Here is a 17902-nt window from a genome sequence, read left to right as displayed (position 1 = left end):
CAAATTATGCGTAAGCAACTGATGATCCCCGCTCTTCTGGCCGCAAGCGTTGCCCTGGCTGCCTGCTCCACTCCGCCTAACCCGAACCTGGAACAGGCGCGCACCAACTACGCCGGCCTGCAGGCCAACCCACAGGCGAGCAAAGTTGCTGCCCTGGAAACCAAGGACGCCAGCGACTACCTGGATAAGGCCGACAAAGCTTATCTGGACAAGCAAGACGCGGCCAAGGTAGACCAACTGGCCTACCTGACCAACCAGCGCGTGGAAGTGGCCAAGCAGACCATCGCCCTGCGCACCGCTGAAAACAATCTGAAGAACGCTGCCGCGCAACGTGCCCAGGCGCGTCTGGACGCTCGTGATCAGCAGATCAAACAACTGCAGCAGAGCCTGAACGCCAAGCAGACCGATCGCGGTACCCTGGTGACTTTCGGTGACGTGCTGTTCGCCACCAACAAGGCTGATCTGAAATCCAGCGGTCTGGTGAACATCAACAAACTGGCGCAATTCCTTCAGGAAAACCCTGATCGCAAAGTGATCGTCGAGGGTTACACCGACAGCACCGGCGCGGCTTCGTACAACCAGTCGCTGTCCGAGCGTCGCGCGACCTCGGTACAAGTCGCTCTGATCAAGATGGGCGTAGATCCTTCGCGCATCGTGGTTCAGGGTTATGGCAAGGAATACCCGGTTGCTGATAACAGCAGCGTCTCGGGTCGTGCGATGAACCGTCGTGTGGAAGTGACCATTTCCAACGACAACCAGCCAGTGATGCCACGTTCGGCGGTCAGCTCGAACTAAGCAGCACGCGCTAACGCAAAAGCCCCGCCTGAGTGATCAGGCGGGGCTTTTTGTTGAAGATCAAAAGATCGCAGCCTGCGGCAGCTCCTACATGAGAATGCGTTCCCTGTAGGAGCTGCCGCAGGCTGCGATCTTTTGCTTTTAAGGTTCAAGTTTCTGCGGCGTTTCCTGGCCCATGCAGCGCACCGCTTTTTTCTGCGCATTGATCAGCACCCCGGTCAGGCCTTTCTGCTCGGTGTCGAACAGCACCAGCACGCCATCGATGCACTGCGCCACTTGCGGCGCGGGGTCCAGTGAGACTTTGTAGTCTTCGCCCGGCACGGTCTTGAGCATGGTGAATTCGTTGAGCAGCAGCGCATCCTCGGGTTTGGCGAAATGCAGGTAGCCGTAGTACCACAGCGCCCCGACCGTGCCGAGGATGCTGCAGATACCGGTGATGATCAGCGGGATGGCGTTACGTTCTTCAGTCATTGCGGATTCTCATCTTCAGAATTCGGGGGTTGCGGATAATTCGGGATCTCGCCGAGGCGGCGCAGGCCGTTGAAGTGTTCGGGATCTTCCAGATAGCGCAGCATCACCTGGCGCCAGACCGGGTCACCGAAGGTCTGCACGTGGCCGCCGCGGGTCAGCTGCAGCACCCGTGGTGGCGGCGCAGCCTGATACAGGCGGATGGCGTTGGACATTGGTACCAGCGGATCGTCGATGCTGTGAAAGATCAGCTTCGGCACCCCGTTGAGCTGCGGCATCGAGTTGATCGCGCTGTCGCCGTCCGGCACCAGCCACGACAGCGGCACCTGCAACGGCCAGGTCAGCCACGAGGTGCTGAGGGCATACTGGCCGACACTGCGGTAACTGGCGGGCACACCGTCGAGCACGAAGGCCTTGAGTTGCTTCTGCCGCTCCGGGTGCTGCACCAGCCAATGCACGGCCATCGAGCCGCCGAGGCTCTGGCCGAGCAGGATAAGCGGTTTGCCTTTGACTTCTGGTGCCTTGTCGAGCCAGGCGAACGCAGCGTCGATGTCCTGATAGATCGCCGGCAGACTCGGTTTGCCCTCGGACAAGCCATAGCCGCGATAATCCACCAGCAGCACCTGATAACCGTTTTTCGGCAACCACCAACTGCCGCCGAGGTGCATCGGCAGATTGCCGCCGTTGCCGTGCAGGTGCAGGACTGTGCCTTTGACCTCGACCCCGGGTTTGGCCGGTAGCCACCAGGCGTTCAGCTTGAGGCCATCCGCCGTGACCAGTGTCACGGTGCGGTATTCGAGCCTGGCTTTTTCCGGGGTAAAGATCTGGCCCGGTTCGGGGTAAAACAGCAGCGAACTGCAACCACCGAGGGTCAGGAGCAGGCAAAGGATGCCGAGGATTCTCATCCGGTGAAACCTCGCAGAATTCGGGTTGAAAACAATAATTGTGTCAACAAATAACCCTGTGGGAGCTGCGGTGCGACGATTCGACTTGCCAGCGATAGCGGTGGGTCAGCCAACATCAATATTGACTGACAGAATGCAATCGCTGGCAAGCCAGCTCCCACAGGATTTGAGTGTGGTCTACAGGATATTGGAGTAATCCGCCTCGATCCGGTCCAGGCTCAAGTGATTGAGGAAGTTGGAGAAGCACATCCACGCCGACAGCGCGTTCATGTCACGGAACTGCTCCGGCAGATATTTCGGCGGCACCACCAGGCCTTCATCGACCAACTGACGCAGGGTACGCATGTCCTCCAGCGTGGTCTTGCCGCAAAACAGCAGCGGCACTTGCTCTAGCTTGCCTTTACGCACGGCCAACTGAATGTAGTTGTAAACCATGATAAAGCCCTTGAGGTAGGACAAGTCTTTGGTGAATGGCAGACCGGTCGGCGTCGAGCCACGGAAAACACGACTGGCATTGCCGTAGCTTTCGGCCATTTCAAAACCCTGTTCGCGGAAAAACTCGAACACCTGCAAAAAGTCCGCGCCCTCCTCGACCATGTGAATGGCACGGGTGCGGTTGGTCAGTTTGCGCAGACGGCTTGGGTAGGAGGCGAAGGTGATAATTTCCATCAAGATCGCCAGGCCTTCCTGGGTCACCGTCGACGAGGGTGGGCCTTTGGACAGGAAGGTGCAGATCGGCTGATTCAAGCCGTTGAGGGTGGTGCCGACGTGCACCAGGCCTTCGTGGACTTCCAGTGCGCGCACGTCGCGGTCGTTGAACAGCGCGTCGGTGCGGATCTTGATGTAGTCGGCGCCCGCCGCCGCGTCGGCAACTATGCCGTCGGACTCGAACACCCGGATGGTTTCTTCGGCCTCACCGAACACCTTGTTCAAACGAGTTTGCAGCAGGTGCACGGCGTCCTTGGCGGTGAGGACTTTCGGCTCGTCCTTCAGGTCGCCACGGCCATCGATGTTGTTCAGGTAGTCGGACATCATCAGGCCGAGGTCGGCCAGGGTCGGGTCGCCGGCGTGGAACGCATCGGAGGCGGCGCCGTAGAGTTCCTGGGAGATCAAGCCAAAATCCTCGGTGCCGCGCGCTTCGAGCATGCGCACCACCATGCGGTATTCCTTGCACATGCGCCGCATGATCTGCCCGACCGGGTTGAACTGGCCGAGCTGGCGGGTGATGTCGCGCTCGATGTTCTGGAATTCCAGTTTGACCTTGCTCGAATCGAAGGACAGCGGCCGATTGAGGTAGTAGTCGCGATCCACCGCCGGCATTTCCTTGCCCTTGGCCTTGAGAAAGCCCTTGCGGATGTTCTCGTCCCACTTCACCGCATCGAGCACGCGGATCGGCGTCTGCGCCAGCACAATGCGATCGGACAGCGTGCGTATCGTCTGCTGGTAATCGTCCACCCGAAACTCCTGTAGAAAACTGAATTATTTGGCGCGGGCCTGGCGCTGATAGCGCGCGGCCTCGACGAAGACATCGGAATTGGCCGGATCGTCGAGGTAAGCAAAGACCTTGTCGAGGCTGCTGTCGACCTGCACGCCGTCGCCGTCGTCCTCAGTCTGGAAAGCCTTGCCGTCGAGGGCTCGCTGTTTGATCGCCTGATTGATCTGTTCGAGGTCGAGGTTGTACACCACCAACTCGTGTTTGTCGGTGAGTTCGAAACCGGCGATGGTGTATTGGCCACCGTAACGCGCCGGCACTTTCGCCGACAGGTACCAGCGACTGCCATGGCGCGACACGGTGAACGGGTAAGCCTCGCGCTCGTGAGGTCGGGCCTTGAACCAGGTGACGGCCTGATAGCGATCGTTGCCGACGCGGCTCAGCTCAAGGTTCATCGGCTCGCCCCAGGCATTGGTGCTCGCCCACGTGCCCAGCAGGCCCTTGGGCGCCGGGTCACTGGCAGGCAGCGGATCCTTGAAGGTCACCAGACAGCCACTGAGCAGCAGGAACGACAAGGCGATCAGCACGCCACGCCAGGCTTTCATTCAATACTCCCTATGAACCCATAGCCCTGAACACCGCCACATTCCCCCTGTGGGAGCGAGCTTGCTCACGAAAGCGGTGGTACCGCCAACATTAATGTTGAATGTCAGTCCGCCTTCGCGAGCAAGCTCGCTCCCACAGGGTAAATCAACAGTGGCTTACACCGAGGCCAGGACCAGATGCATGTACCGCGTCAGAATCCCGAGCATGTCCTGTTCGGCCAAAGGCTCGGCGTCGTTGAGCAGGCCCTGATATTCCATCCGTCCGATAATCGCCGTCAACACCTTGGCATCCTGTTGCGGTTCACGCGAGCCCAGCACCTGGAACAACTGGCAGGTGCCCTGCAGCAGAATCTGCTGATGCGAGCGCACCAGATCCGCCAGCCGCGGGTTGAGCAGCGCTTCCTGGCGGAACGCCTGCTCGGCCATCAGGTGCTCGCGCCGGTTGACCAGTTGCCGGTGCACATAGTCGGCCATCAGCCGCGCGATATCGTCCGCCAGTTGCGAGCGCGACTCGGGGCTGCCGTCACCACTGACGACCATCTCGCGCAGCAGGCCTTCGTTGTTGATCCACAGCTTGGCCATGTAGGCCGCGCTGCGTTCGACGTATTGGGCGAAGGTATCGGTGAGCAGGTCATCGATATCCTTGAAGTAATAAGTGGTGGCCGACAGCGGCACACCGGCCTCGGCCGCCACCGCACGGTGGCGCACGGCGCGCACGCCGTCACGCACGACAATACGCATCGCCGCGTCGAGAATGTCCTGTCGACGCTGCTCACTGCCCTGTCGGCTGGCCTTGCGGCCCTGGTACTGAACACTTTCAGCGACCGCAGTGGCGATACCCGCTGCACCTTCTTGAGCGATTGCAACCATCACGACTGGACTTCCTCTGCTATTGCAAAATTAACCAATTGATACATTTGTACCAGACAGGCAATAAAAAGCCGCCTGTTTTAGGCGGCTTTTTAACTGAAACGTTTACGCTTGCGGTCGCATGTGCGGGAACAGGATCACATCGCGGATCGACGGCGAGTTGGTCAGCAACATCACCAGACGGTCGATGCCGATACCCTCACCGGCCGTTGGCGGCATGCCGTACTCCAGCGCACGCACGAAGTCGGCGTCGTAGTGCATGGCTTCGTCGTCGCCGGCGTCCTTGTCGGCCACCTGCGCCATGAAGCGCTCGGCCTGGTCTTCCGCGTCGTTCAACTCGGAGTAGGCGTTGGCGATTTCACGGCCGCCGATGAACAGCTCGAAACGGTCGGTGACGTTCGGGTTCTCGTCGTTACGACGAGCCAGCGGCGACACTTCGAACGGGTACTGCGTGATGAAGTGCGGCTGCTCCAGCTTGTGCTCGACCAGCTCTTCGAAAATCATCACCTGCAGCTTGCCCAGACCTTCGAAGCCCAGCACCTTGGCGCCGGCCTTCTTGGCAATGGCGCGCGCCTTGTCGATGTCGTTCAGGTCATCGGCGGTCAGCTCAGGGTTGTACTTGAGGATCGAGTCGAACACCGACAGACGGGCAAACGGCTCGCCGAAGTGGAACACCTTGTCGCCGTACGGCACGTCGGTGCTGCCCAGAACCAGCTGTGCCAGTTCACGGAACAGTTCTTCGGTCAGGTCCATGTTGTCTTCGTAGTCGGCGTAAGCCTGGTAGAACTCCAACATGGTGAATTCAGGATTGTGACGAGTCGAAACGCCTTCGTTACGGAAGTTGCGGTTGATCTCGAACACTTTCTCGAAACCGCCAACCACCAGACGCTTGAGGTACAGCTCTGGGGCGATACGCAGGAACATTTCCATGTCCAGCGCGTTGTGGTGGGTTTCGAACGGCTTGGCTGCGGCGCCGCCAGGAATGGTCTGCAGCATCGGCGTTTCGACTTCGAGGAAGTCGCGCTTCATCAGGAAGCTGCGGATGTGCGCGATCACTTGCGAGCGTACGCGGAACGTCTGGCGTACTTCTTCGTTGACGATCAGGTCAACGTAGCGCTGACGGTAGCGCTGTTCGGTGTCGGTCAGGCCGTGGTGCTTGTCCGGCAGCGGGCGCAGCGACTTGGTCAGCAGGCGCACGTTGGTCATTTCGACGTACAGGTCGCCCTTGCCGGAACGCGCCAGGGTGCCTTCGGCGGCAATGATGTCGCCCATGTCCCAGGTCTTGACGGCGGCCAGGGTGTCTTCGGACAGGGTTTTACGGTTGACGTAGACCTGGATGCGACCGGTCATGTCCTGGATCACCATGAACGAGCCACGGTTGAGCATGATGCGACCGGCAACCTTGACCGGGATTGCAGCCTCGGCCAGCTCTTCCTTGGTCTTGTCCGCGTATTTCTTCTGCAGATCTTCGCAGTAGTTTTCGCGGCGGAAGTCGTTCGGGAAGGCGTTGCCCTTGGCGCGCTCGGCAGCCAGCTTTTCCTTGCGCAGGGCGATCAGGGAGTTTTCTTCCTGTTGCAGGGCTTGCGGGTCGAGTTGTTGGTCGCTCATGTCTTCAGATATTCCATCAGGTTCGTTGCCCCCGGGCCTGGCGGCCCGGGAATCGCCAGCAGGGCTGGCTCCTACAGGGATCGCCTTGAATCAGCGACCCTGTGTGCGTCTTTTTACAGCCCCGATTTCAGGCTGGCTTCCAGGTATTCGTCGATGTCGCCGTCGAGCACCTTGTCGCAGTCGCTACGTTCGATGTTGGTACGCAGGTCCTTGATCCGCGACGCGTCGAGCACGTACGAACGGATCTGGTGACCCCAGCCGATGTCCGACTTGGTGTCTTCCAGCGCCTGGGAAGCGGCGTTGCGCTTCTGCATTTCCTGCTCGTACAACTTGGCCCGCAGCATTTTCATGGCGGTGTCGTTGTTGGCGTGCTGGGAACGTTCGTTCTGGCAGCTGACCACGGTGTTGGTCGGTACGTGGGTGATACGTACGGCCGAGTCGGTGGTGTTTACGTGCTGACCACCGGCACCGGAGGAACGATAGGTGTCGATCCGCAAGTCTGCCGGGTTGATTTCGATTTCGACCTTGTCGTCGATCTCTGGCGAGACGAAAACGGCGGAAAACGAGGTGTGGCGACGGTTGCCAGAGTCGAACGGGCTCTTGCGTACCAGACGGTGCACGCCGATCTCGGTACGCAGCCAGCCAAAGGCGTATTCACCCTTGATGTGCACGGTCGCGCCCTTGATACCGGCGACTTCACCGGCCGACAGTTCCATGATGGTCGCGTCGAAACCGCGCTTGTCCGCCCAGCGCAGGTACATGCGCAGCAGGATGTTGGCCCAGTCCTGGGCCTCGGTGCCGCCGGAGCCGGCCTGGATGTCCAGGTAGGCGTTGTTCGGGTCCATCTCGTGGCTGAACATGCGGCGGAATTCAAGCTTGGCCAGTGACTCTTCAAGCCCTTGAAGCAGTTCAACGACGTCGTTTACCGCGCCTTCGTCGTTTTCTTCAACGGCCATGTCGAGCAGCTCGCGGGAATCGGCCAAACCGCTGGACAGCTCATCCAGGGTGTCGACGATCTGCGCCAGCGATGCTCGCTCGCGACCCAGTTCCTGGGCGTATTCAGGTTTGTTCCAGACTGCAGGATCTTCAAGCTCGCGATTGACTTCGATCAGACGCTCATGCTTTTGATCGTAGTCAAAGATACCCCCGAATAGTTTCGGAGCGCTCGGACAGGTCCTTGATGGTGTTCAGGATCGGGTTGATTTCCATGACGGGCAGCACTCGTTGGCGAACTTTTGAAAGCCGGCGAGTATAACGTAATCACGCTGTCACGGCAGCCCGTCTGGCGGGTGTGGGGATCATTAAACCCTTTGCCCTCACCCTAGCCCTCTCCCAGAGGTAGAGGGGACCGATCGGGGGATATTTGAGAGGTACGCCGACGTGAAAGAGCTTTGCTGAATCCGGAAGTGCCAAGCTTGAAGATCCATAATCGACTCGGTCGATCAGGTCGATGTACAGTGCTAGACACCTCGGTCGGCCCCCTCTCCCTTTGGGAGAGGGCTGGGGTGAGGGTAAGCGTTTATTCGATGCCGACTTGGTTGCGGCCGTTGTTCTTCGCCAGGTACAGGCCACGATCCGCCGCCGAAATCAGCAGCCGGCAATCGCTGCCCGCCTGCGGCACCATCGTCGCCAAACCAATGCTGATGGTCAGGCTCGCGCCCTCCCCCGGGGTGTTGTGCGGAATCTTCAGCGCTGCCACGGTCTGGCGCAGTTTCTCCGCCACCAGGCGTGCGCCGCCCGGCGAGGTGTTCGGCAGCACCAGCGCGAACTCTTCACCGCCGTAGCGTGCCGGCAGGTCCGATGGTCGGGCGCTGGCGTCGCGGATCGCCGTGGCGACCTTGCGCAGCGCTTCGTCGCCCTCGACGTGGCCAAAGCTGTCGTTGTAGGACTTAAAGTAATCGACGTCGATCATCAGCAACGACAACTGGCTCTGGTCGCGCAGCGAGCGGCGCCATTCCAGCTCCAGGTACTCGTCGAAGTGCCGGCGGTTGGACAGCCCGGTCAGCCCATCGGAGTTCATCAGCCGTTGCAGCACCAGGTTGGTGTCGAGCAACTGCTGCTGGCTGACGCGCAACGCACGGTACGCCGCATCGCGCTGCAACAGGGTCATGTACGAGCGCGAGTGGTAACGGATGCGCGCCACCAGCTCGATGGTGTCCGGCAGCTTGACCAGATAATCGTTGGCCCCGGCGGAGAACGCCGCACTCTTGATCAGCGGGTCTTCCTTGGTCGACAGCACGATGATCGGGATGTCCTTGGTCGCCGGGTGATTGCGGTATTCGCGCACCAGGCTCAGGCCGTCGAGGCCGGGCATCACCAGGTCCTGCAGAATCACCGTCGGCTTGATCCGTACCGCCTGGGCGATGGCCTGGTGCGGGTCGGAGCAGAAGTGGAAGTCGATGTTCTCTTCGTTCGACAGCCCACGGCGCACAGCTTCGCCGATCATCGCCTGATCGTCCACCAACAACACCATGGCGGCGTTTTCGTCGGTTTTAATGTCGTCGATTTGTAAATCATTCATGGGCGGTCACCTGAATACTGCGGGGGCCAGGATTGCGGAATAGCCTGTTCATTTTGGGAAAACCTCCAGCAACCGTGGCGCTATCTTTTCCAGTGGACGGATTTCGACGGCCGCATCGATCGCCGCTGCGGCCTTGGGCATGCCGTACACCGCACTGCTTTGCTGGTCCTGCGCGATGGTCAGATAACCCTGCTGGCGCATGAGCTTAAGCCCTTGCGCCCCGTCGCGTCCCATCCCGGTCAATAAAACCCCGATGGCATCGCCATTCCAATAGCTGGCGACACTTTCGAAAAACACGTCGATCGAGGGCCGGTAGATCTCGTTGACCGGCTCGGCGGTGTAGGCCAGCGTGCCGTTTTTCAATAAACGAATATGGTGGTTGGTGCCGGCCAGCAGCACCGCGCCGGCCTGCGGTGGCTCGCCTTCGCGGGCCAGGCGTACATCGAGGCCGCTGGCGCTGGCCAGCCATTCGGCCATGCCCGCGGCGAACACCTGATCCACATGCTGCACCAGCACGATGGCTGCCGAGAAATGGCGTGGCAGGCCCTTGAGCAGCACTTCCAGCGCGGCCGGTCCGCCGGCGGACGAGCCGATCGCCACCAGCCGCTTGCACGACGCCGAACTGCGGTGAGGCGTCGGCACCGGACGCGAGCGCGGGGTTTTCTCGCCGATCAGCCAGCCGATGTTGAGGATCTTGCGCAGCAACGGCGCCGCCGCCTCCTGCGCGTTCCCCGCACCAATGGCCGGGGTATCGACCACATCCAGCGCGCCGTGGCCCATGGCTTCGAAGACCCGGTGCACGTTCTGCTGACGGTCGACCGTGACGATGACGATCGCGCACGGGGTTTCGGCCATGATCCGTCGCGTGGCCTCGACGCCATCCATGACCGGCATGATCAGGTCCATCAGGATCAGATCCGGCGTGTTTTCGGCGCACAGACGCACCGCCTCGGCGCCGTTGTTGGCGACCCAGACCACCTGATGCGCCGGCTCGAAGGCCAGCGCACGGCGCAAAGCCTCCACCGCCAGGGGCATGTCGTTGACGATTGCGATTTTCATGCCCGCGCTCCTCCAATGAGCTCAACCACTGCATCAAGCAGGGCGTCGTCATGAAAACTGGCCTTGGCTAAATAATAGTCGGCGCCAGCGTCCAGTCCACGACGCCGGTCCTCTTCACGATCCTTGTACGAGACCACCATCACCGGCAGCGATTGCAGGCGGTTGTCGCGGCGCAACAGGGTGACCAGTTCGATGCCATCCATGCGCGGCATGTCGATGTCGGTGATGAGCAAATCGAAGTCCTCCGAACGCAAGGCGTTCCAGCCGTCCATGCCGTCCACCGCGACTGCCACGTCGTAGCCGCGATTGAGCAGCAACTTGCGTTGCAACTCGCGCACGGTCAGCGAGTCGTCGACCACCAGAATCCGTTTGCGCACCACTTCGGCGGCCTGATTGCCGTGACGGGCGATGCGCTCCAGACGCCCGGTGTTGAGCAGTTTGTCCACCGAGCGCAGCATGTCTTCGACATCGACGATCAGCACTACCGAACCATCGTCGAGCAAGGCTCCGGCGGAAATGTCCTGCACCTTGCCCAGCCGCTCATCCAGCGGCAGCACCACCAGCGTGCGCTCGCCGACAAAACGCTCGACCGCCACCCCGTAGATCGCATCACGCTCGCGAATCACTACGACCTTGAGGGTTTCGCCGCTGCTCTGACTGGCCGGACGATTCAGCAACTGACTGGCCGCGACCAGTCCGACGTGTCGGCCCTCGTGCCAGAAATGCTGGCGGCCCTCGATCTGCACAATGTCCTGTGGCTCGAGATCGCACATGCGTTCGATATGCGCCAGCGGAAACGCATAAGCCTCCTCGCCGACTTCCACCACCAGACTGCGCACCACCGACAGGGTCAACGGTACTTCCAGATGAAAGCGGCTGCCCTCGCCCGCCGTCTGCTCCAGCACCACCGCGCCGCGCAGTTGCCGCACCATATGCTGCACCGCATCGAGACCGACGCCACGCCCGGACACTTCGGTGACCGTGTCGCGCAGACTGAAACCTGGCAGAAAGAGGAACGTCAGCAACTCTTCTTCGCTCAACTGCGCGGCAGTTTCTGCCGGCGACAGCTGACGCTCGACGATGCTGCGGCGGACCTTTTCCAGATCGACGCCATTGCCATCATCGCTCAATTCCAGCACCAGCAAACCGGCCTGATGCGAAGCACGCAGGCGGATCAGGCCTTCTTCGGACTTGCCTTTGAGCAGGCGTTGTTCCGGGGTTTCGATACCGTGGTCAACGGCGTTGCGCAGCAAGTGAGTCAGCGGCGCTTCGAGCTTTTCCAGCACGTCGCGATCGACCTGAGTCTTCTCGCCTTCGATCTCCAGCCGCACCTGTTTGCCAAGGCTGCGCCCCAGGTCTCGAACCATGCGCACCTGACCGGTGAGCACATCGGCGAACGGACGCATGCGGCAGGCCAGCGCGGTGTCGTAGAGCACTTGCGCGCGCTGGCTGGCTTGCCAAGCGAACTCGTCGAGCTCGGCGTTCTTTTCCGCGAGCAATTGCTGGGATTCGGCCAGCAGGCGCCGCGCGTCTTCAAGGGCTTCTTGGGCTTCGAGGCTCAGCGCATGTTCCTTGAGGTGCACATTGAGGCTTTCCAGGGCTCGCAGACCATTGTTCTGCATGCGTTTGAGGCGCTGCATGGTTGCCAGATGCGGTTTGAGGCGCTGGGTTTCGACCAGCGATTTACTCGACAGGTCGAGCAGGCTGTTCAGGCGTTCGGCGGTGACCCGCAACACGCGCTCGCCACCCTCGGTGGTGCGCTTGTTCTTGCGCGGGGCCGGGTCGGAGGTTTCCAACGGTGTTTCGATCGATGGCGCCGGGCTTTCAATCGGCGCAGGCGGCGGCGCCTGCATCTGCAATTCGGCCATCGGCGGCGGCGCGACTGCGGGCGCTGCCGAAGGGTCAAGCAGGCGCCCCATCAACGCCACATACGCTTCGATGTCCGGCGCTTGCGGAGCATTGACCGGCGTGGCGATGCGCATCAACAGATCAGTGCCTTGCAGCAACGCATCGATGTGCTCGGGACGCAGCAACAGCCGCCCTTCCTGGGCGCTGACCAGACAATCTTCCATCACGTGGGCGACGCTGACACCGCTGTCGATACCGACGATCCGCGCCGCGCCCTTGAGCGAGTGCGCCGCACGCATGCACGATTCCAGATAGTCGGCCTGAGTCGGGTTACGCTCCAGCGCCAGCAGCCCGCTGCTGAGCACCTGGGTCTGGGCCTCGGCTTCGAGGCTGAACAGCTCCAGCAGCGAGGCGTCGCGCATTTGCTCGGGGGTCATGTAAGGCTCCGGGTCACGGCGGACAGCAGCTGTTCTTCATCCAGCCAACGCAGGCTGCGCCCGCGGAATTGCAAAACGCCACGGGTGTATTTGGCGCTGGCCGTGCTGTTGTGTTCACCGCCGGCACGCGAAGCGGCGTCGAGAATTTTTTCATCGATCGCATGGATGCCGTCGACTTCGTCCACCGGCACCACCACCGGCCCGCCGTGGGCGGCGATGATCAGCATGCGCGGGATGATCCGCGCGCCAGTGGCCGGTGCGGCGTTGCCGTCCAGGTCGAGCAATTCGACCAGCGACAGACACGCGACCAGCGCCCCGCGCACGTTCGCCACGCCGAGCAAGGCCCGCGAGCGCTGGTGCGGCAGCGAGTGGATCGCCTGCAGCGGCGCCACTTCCACCAGGCTGCGAGTCGCCAGTCCCAGCCATTCTTCGCCGAGGCGGAACATCAGCAGCGAACGGGTTTTCACATCGGTTTCGACCGCCACGGCGACCGGATCGCGTTCGTCCTGCTGCAACGCATAACGGTCGAGCAGGCGCGTGGCAGCGGCGGAATACACCGCACAGTTGCGGCAATGAATGTGCTCGGCCAGCAACGGGCACGACTTGTCGCCATGAATACCGATACGGTTCCAGCAATCATCGATGGCCCGGGCGTCTTCGTGGGTGACGTTCAAGGTGTCGGACGGGATCATCGTTTACGCTCACTGTCGGCGGTGCGGCCGCTGCGCGCGGCGCGTTCCTGCAATCGTCTGGCACCGGCGCTGTCGCCCTGGGCCTGCAGCAAGGCGGCGAGGTGCATCAACGCTTCGGGGTGTTGCGGTTCAAGGTACAAGGCCTTGCGGTAATGACCCTGTGCTTCGAGCGCGGCGCCGGCCACGTCGCTGAGCAGACCGAGCCAGTAGAACACCTGCGCCACTGGCTCGTGACTGCGCAGATACTGCTCGCATGCCGCGCGGGCCTCGGCGCTTTTGCCTTCGTTGGCCAGCGCAGCGATGTTGGCGAGCAAGGTCGCCGCGTCCGGGTTGGCGCTTTTGCTGCTGACCGGCAACGGTGCAACGCTGGCAAACGGCCGCGGACGCACCGGCGGCGGTACTGGCGGCGGACTGCGCAGCGGTTGGCGCACCGGCAAAGGGGTCGGGGTCGGCAATGCCACAGGTTCGGGCATGGGTTCAGCGTGTCGACTGAAGGCAAACGACTGCGGGATGCCGATCGAACGCATGCCCAGGCGCCCGAGCAGACTGCCCTCGGCCGGGCCGATGAACAACACGCCATCGACGTGCGTCAGACGCTTGAGCACTTCAAAGACTTGCTTCTGGGTCGGCTGGTCGAAATAGATCAACAGGTTGCGGCAGAACACGAAATCGAACGGCGGCTCACCCGCCAGCAGCGTCGGATCCAGCACATTGCCGGCCTGCAGGCGCACCTGCTCACGCACCGCTTCGCTGACCCGATGGCCGTCCTGTTCGGCGGTGAAATGACGCTCGCGAAAATCCAGATCCTGCCCCCGAAACGAGTTCTTGCCGTACAACCCGCGCCGCGCCTTGTCCACCGACAGCGGGCTAACGTCCATACCGTCGACCTTGAACTGATGCGGTTTGAGACCGGTATCGAGCAAGGCCATGGCAATCGAATAGGGTTCTTCGCCGGTCGAGCACGGCAAGCTGAGGATGCGCAGCGCGCGCATGTTGTTCAATTGGTCCAGACGCTTGCGCGCCAGTTTGCCGAGGGTGGCGAAGGATTCCGGATAACGGAAAAACCAGGTTTCAGGGACGATCACCGCTTCGATCAACGCCTGCTGTTCGTCCCGCGAACCTTGCAGCAGTTGCCAGTATTCATCGCTGTGCGCCGCTTGCGAGAGCGTGGTGCGTTGGCGCACCGCGCGCTCGATGATCGCCGGCCCCACCGACGTGACATCCAGGCCGATGCGCTCCTTGAGGAAATCGAAAAAACGCTGGTCGCTGCTCATGACTGCGCCTCAAGTGGCGCCGGGAACAGCAGGCTGCGCACCGCGTCATCCAGCAAGTCGTTGACCCGCACCCATTGCACCAGCCCCTGGGCGTCTTCGCGCACCGGGCCGAGGTACGGCGCCTGACGATTGTCCAGGCCATATGGCTGAAAATCCTCTGGGTTGCAGCGCAGGGTGTCGGTCGCCTGCTCAAGGATCAGCCCGAGCCAGCGCGACGGCTGCCGTTCATCCGGACGGTAATGCACCAGCACCAGCCGCGTACTGGTGCGCGCCTCGGCGGGATGGCCGAAGGTCAGCGCACTGAGATCGATCACCGGCACCACCGTGCCGCGATAGGCGAACACCCCGGCGACCCACTTCGGCGCCTGGGCAATCGGCTTCAATGGCAGGCGCGGCAGCACTTCCGCCACCTCGGTGGCGCGCAAGGCGTAACGCTCGCTGCCGATGCGAAACAGCAGGAACAACGCCTGCTTCGCTACGGGCGCAGCGCTGCGTTTGGCGGTGATTTCGCTCATCAGACTTTGAATCGCGAAACGCCGCTGCGCAGCCCGACGGCCACCTGGCTCAGTTCGTCAATGGCGAAACTGGCCTGACGCAGAGACTCGACGGTCTGGCTGCTGGCATCGCCCAACTGCACCAGCGCATGGTTGATCTGTTCGGCACCGGTGGCCTGGGCCTGCATGCCTTCGTTGACCATCAACACCCGCGGCGCCAGCGCCTGCACCTGATGGATGATCTGCGACAGCTGTTCGCCGACCTGTTGCACCTCGGCCATGCCACGGCGCACTTCTTCGGAGAACTTGTCCATGCCCATCACGCCGGCAGACACCGCCGACTGGATCTCGCGGACCATCTGTTCGATGTCGTAAGTGGCGACGGCGGTCTGATCCGCCAGACGCCGCACTTCGGTGGCGACCACGGCAAAACCGCGACCGTATTCACCGGCCTTCTCGGCCTCGATGGCGGCGTTGAGCGACAGCAGGTTGGTCTGGTCGGCGACCTTGACGATGGTCACCACCACCTGATTGATGTTGCCGGCCTTCTCGTTGAGGATCGCCAGTTTGGCATTGACCAGATCGGCCGCGCCCATTACCGAGTGCATGGTGTCTTCCATGCGCGCCAGGCCTTGCTGGCCGGAGCCGGCAAGCACCGAGGCCTGATCGGCGGCGGTGGACACTTCGGTCATGGTGCGCACCAGATCCCGCGAGGTGGCGGCGATTTCCCGTGAAGTCGCGCCGATTTCGGTGGTGGTGGCCGCGGTTTCGGTGGCGGTGGCCTGTTGCTGTTTGGACGTAGCGGCGATTTCGGTCACCGAAGTGGTCACCTGCACCGAGGAGCGCTGGGCCTGGGACACCAGCGAAGTCAGCTCGGTCATCATGTCGTTGAAGCCGGTTTCCACCGCGCCGAACTCGTCCTTGCGGTCCAGATTCAGCCGGCTGCTCAAGTCGCCGGTACGCATAATTTCGAGGATCTTCACGATGCGGTTCATCGGCGCCATGATCGCGCGCATCAGCAGCAGACCGCAGGCACCGGCCGCCAGCACGGCCACCAGCAGCGAGACGAACATGCTGACCTTGGCCGCCGCCACCGCTTCGTCGATGTTGGCCATGGCCTGATCAGCGACCCGTTTGTTCTCGCCGATGATGTCATTGAGTTTCATGCGACCGGTGTACCAGGCCGGGGTCAGCTTCTCGGTGAACAGCTTGACTGCCTCGGCTTCCAGATTGCGCTTGTGCAGATCGAGTACCTGATCCTGGATCTGCATGTAGGTGTCGTGGTCCTTCTCGAACGCGGCGAACTCGACCCGGTCTTCGTCGGTGGTGACGGTGTTGCGGTAGTTGGCCATCTGCTCTTGCAGGCGCGTCTCGAACGCCTTGTAGTCCGCCGCGTCTTCGCTGCTGATGCCCTGCCCTTCCTTGAGGCCGAGCAGTTCCTGGGTCTGCAGATAGCTGTCAACCCACGCGCCACGGATCATCGAGCTGTAATAGACGCCGGGAACCGCGTCGTCACGCACGCTGCTTTCACTGGCCTCGATCTTCAGCAACCGTGAATACGAGACAACGACCATCAGCAACATGATCGCGATAATCACCGCAAAGCTCGCCAAAATGCGTTGGCGCAACGTCCAGTTCTTCACAGTGATTCCTCGTGCCTAAGTCGAAATGCGGGGAGTATAGCCGAGGGCGGTGTTTCATTTATAAGACGCTTTTTAACCCTCGGGCCGGCCCGACGTGGTTCGCGGGAAGGCTCTGGGGTGGGACTGTCCGACAATCCGGGGCTGGCGTGCCAGTGATGGAACGGCAAAAGGAGGCGCTGGATCGGCCATTGCTGTGGTTGTGAGGCTGGAAACGCAATCGCGAGCAGGCTTCGGCGTCTGGCCGAAAACCCTGTAGGAGCTGCGGTACGCTGCGATCTTTTGATGTTGGCTTTGAAAATCAAAAGATCGCAGCGTGCCGCAGCTCTTACATAAGCACCGTGTTCAGGCAGTGCTATTGCGATGCCTGGCGCACCTGCTTCTCCAGCTCGACCTTCAAGCCCGGCTCCAGCTTCAGTTGCTTGGCCAATTCCTCCAGATACGCCTTCTCCATAAAGCTCTCCTCATCCACCAGCATCACGCTGGCGATGTACATTTCTGCCGCCATTTCGGGGGTGCTGGCGGCACGGGCGACGTCGGCCGGGTCGAGGGGTTTGTTGAGTTCGGCGTGCAGCCAATGCTGTAGCTCCTGATCGTTGTCGAGTCTGGTGAACTCGCCTTCGATCAACTGGCGTTCGCGGTCGTCGATGTGGCCGTCGGCCTTGGCGGCTGCAACCAGCGCCTTGAGAATCGCCTGACTGTGCTGCTCGGCTTGCGCGGGCGGCAGTCGATCCAGCGTCTGCGGTTCGCTTTGTGGGGCCGTGCCCTTTTGTGCGTTCCAGTTGCCGTAAGCCTTGTAGGCCAGCACACCAAGGGCAGCGAGGCCGCCGTAAATCGCGACTTTGCCGCCAACCTTGCGCGCTTTTTTGCTGCCGAGCAGCAGGCCCATCGCCCCGGCCGCCAGCGCACCACCGCCCGCCCCCGAGAGCAAGCCGCCCAGCGCACCGGAGCCTGAAGACCCGCCAAGCAAACCGCCAAGGCCGCCAGCCGCCGGTTTGTGCTGATCGTTCTGCGCCCCGCCGGCCTTGTTCTGCAACAGCTCCTGGCCGGATTTGAGTAGTTGATCGAGCAATCCACGGGTGTTCATGTTCCGCCTCCAAAACAGGGGTTATCCGGATCTATCAGGCCCTCAGCCTAGTTCGAAAGTGCCCCTGCCCTGCTTGCCAGTGTGCTTCCAGATGTTGCTCGGGCTTCGACTTGCAGCATGCCGCTCACCGCTACCCTCTAAAAAAACGATATACACTCAGGCCAATC

At 61.6% G+C, this 17902-nt stretch carries 16 protein-coding genes; 1 reads left to right on the top strand and 15 read right to left on the bottom strand.

Translation table 11 applies throughout. The features are described from left to right. The first annotated feature begins 6 nt into the window (after nt 1-6). A complete protein-coding gene (locus tag ACIP8I_RS18970; protein ID WP_007964218.1) occupies nt 7-795 on the top strand; it encodes an OmpA family protein in 789 nt (262 codons plus the stop codon). A gap of 141 nt (nt 796-936) precedes the next feature. On the opposite strand, the gene ACIP8I_RS18965 is transcribed toward ACIP8I_RS18970, so the two are convergent. The 15 genes from ACIP8I_RS18965 to ACIP8I_RS18895 all read right to left on the bottom strand — a co-directional run bounded on the left by ACIP8I_RS18965 (nt 937) and on the right by ACIP8I_RS18895 (nt 17735). Continuing rightward, nucleotides 937-1266 (bottom strand): hypothetical protein, encoded by a 330-nt coding sequence (locus ACIP8I_RS18965; RefSeq protein WP_007964217.1) that lies wholly within the window; start codon nt 1264-1266, stop codon nt 937-939. Further along, nucleotides 1263-2168 carry an alpha/beta hydrolase gene (locus ACIP8I_RS18960; RefSeq protein WP_400762991.1) on the bottom strand — a complete coding sequence of 302 codons (906 nt, stop codon included), beginning with the start codon at nt 2166-2168 and terminating at the stop codon, nt 1263-1265. Before ACIP8I_RS18960 ends, ACIP8I_RS18965 begins: the two co-directional genes overlap by 4 nt. Before the next feature lie 177 nt (nt 2169-2345). After that, nucleotides 2346-3623, bottom strand: coding sequence for a flavohemoglobin expression-modulating QEGLA motif protein (locus ACIP8I_RS18955; protein ID WP_095667407.1), 1278 nt, complete (start codon nt 3621-3623; stop codon nt 2346-2348). A gap of 24 nt (nt 3624-3647) precedes the next feature. Further along, on the bottom strand, nt 3648-4205 hold the full coding sequence (locus ACIP8I_RS18950) for a hypothetical protein (RefSeq protein WP_367083304.1): 558 nt from the start codon (nt 4203-4205) through the stop codon (nt 3648-3650). 156 nt (nt 4206-4361) lie between these two features. Further along, nucleotides 4362-5075: a TetR/AcrR family transcriptional regulator gene (locus ACIP8I_RS18945; protein ID WP_007964212.1), complete on the bottom strand. Its 714-nt coding sequence runs from the start codon at nt 5073-5075 to the stop codon at nt 4362-4364. 105 nt (nt 5076-5180) lie between these two features. Then, on the bottom strand, nt 5181-6683 hold the full coding sequence (gene lysS / locus ACIP8I_RS18940; RefSeq protein WP_041063265.1) for a lysine--tRNA ligase: 1503 nt from the start codon (nt 6681-6683) through the stop codon (nt 5181-5183). A gap of 113 nt (nt 6684-6796) precedes the next feature. Continuing rightward, a protein-coding gene (gene prfB / locus ACIP8I_RS18935) for a peptide chain release factor 2 (protein ID WP_400762988.1) occupies nt 6797-7892 on the bottom strand; the annotation gives its coding sequence in 2 pieces (ribosomal slippage) (nt 6797-7819 and nt 7821-7892; 1095 coding nt in all). A 310-nt stretch (nt 7893-8202) separates the two neighbouring features. Further along, nucleotides 8203-9204, bottom strand: coding sequence for a PleD family two-component system response regulator (locus tag ACIP8I_RS18930; RefSeq protein ID WP_367083302.1), 1002 nt, complete (start codon nt 9202-9204; stop codon nt 8203-8205). Nucleotides 9205-9252: 48 nt separating this feature from the next. Then, on the bottom strand, nt 9253-10263 hold the full coding sequence (locus ACIP8I_RS18925; protein WP_007964205.1) for a chemotaxis response regulator protein-glutamate methylesterase: 1011 nt from the start codon (nt 10261-10263) through the stop codon (nt 9253-9255). Then, entirely contained in the window at nt 10260-12548 is a 2289-nt protein-coding gene (locus tag ACIP8I_RS18920) for a hybrid sensor histidine kinase/response regulator (protein WP_400762985.1), read from the bottom strand. Before ACIP8I_RS18920 ends, ACIP8I_RS18925 begins: the two co-directional genes overlap by 4 nt. Beyond that, nucleotides 12545-13240 carry a chemotaxis protein CheW gene (locus ACIP8I_RS18915; protein WP_400762983.1) on the bottom strand — a complete coding sequence of 232 codons (696 nt, stop codon included), beginning with the start codon at nt 13238-13240 and terminating at the stop codon, nt 12545-12547. Before ACIP8I_RS18915 ends, ACIP8I_RS18920 begins: the two co-directional genes overlap by 4 nt. After that, nucleotides 13237-14514, bottom strand: coding sequence for a CheR family methyltransferase (locus ACIP8I_RS18910; protein ID WP_400762982.1), 1278 nt, complete (start codon nt 14512-14514; stop codon nt 13237-13239). Before ACIP8I_RS18910 ends, ACIP8I_RS18915 begins: the two co-directional genes overlap by 4 nt. After that, entirely contained in the window at nt 14511-15029 is a 519-nt protein-coding gene (locus ACIP8I_RS18905) for a chemotaxis protein CheW (protein ID WP_400762980.1), read from the bottom strand. Before ACIP8I_RS18905 ends, ACIP8I_RS18910 begins: the two co-directional genes overlap by 4 nt. After that, the gene (locus tag ACIP8I_RS18900) at nt 15029-16651 is read right to left on the bottom strand and encodes a methyl-accepting chemotaxis protein (protein ID WP_007964198.1); all 1623 of its coding nucleotides are present in this window, start codon (nt 16649-16651) and stop codon (nt 15029-15031) included. Before ACIP8I_RS18900 ends, ACIP8I_RS18905 begins: the two co-directional genes overlap by 1 nt. A gap of 352 nt (nt 16652-17003) precedes the next feature. Beyond that, entirely contained in the window at nt 17004-17735 is a 732-nt protein-coding gene (locus ACIP8I_RS18895; protein WP_400762978.1) for a tellurite resistance TerB family protein, read from the bottom strand. Between the last annotated feature and the right edge of the window lie 167 nt (nt 17736-17902).

It is taken from the genome of Pseudomonas sp. NPDC088414, from assembly GCF_044753325.1.
Classification (GTDB): Bacteria; Pseudomonadota; Gammaproteobacteria; order Pseudomonadales; family Pseudomonadaceae; genus Aquipseudomonas.
The sequence above is the reverse complement of the archived record's forward strand: the minus strand, read 5'-3'. Positions and strand labels throughout refer to the sequence as shown.